Below are 258 nucleotides of genomic sequence, written 5' to 3'. Positions count from 1 at the left end.
CCACGGCGCTGCGCTCCTCCACCGCGGCCGAGGCCGATCTCGCCCGGCAGCAGGCCGCCGAGCTGAGCCGGGGCGCCGAGCAGCGGATGCAGGAGGCCGAGACGGCGCTGCGCACCGCGCGCGCCGAGGCCGAGAAGGTGCTCGCCGAGGCGAAGGACGCGGCCGCCAAGCGACTGGCGAGCGCCGAGTCGGAGAACGAGCAGCGGGCCCGCACCGCCAAGGCGGAGATCGCCCGGCTGGTCGGCGAGGCCACCAAGG

At 77.5% G+C, this 258-nt stretch carries 1 protein-coding gene; it reads left to right on the top strand.

The features are described from left to right. On the top strand, window positions 1-258 hold a 258-nt coding region (locus tag ACSNOK_RS34970; protein ID WP_436784727.1), incomplete at both ends, for a hypothetical protein.

The organism is Streptomyces sp. URMC 126 (assembly GCF_051386555.1).
Classification (GTDB): Bacteria; Actinomycetota; Actinomycetes; order Streptomycetales; family Streptomycetaceae; genus Streptomyces.
The sequence above is the reverse complement of the archived record's forward strand: the minus strand, read 5'-3'. Positions and strand labels throughout refer to the sequence as shown.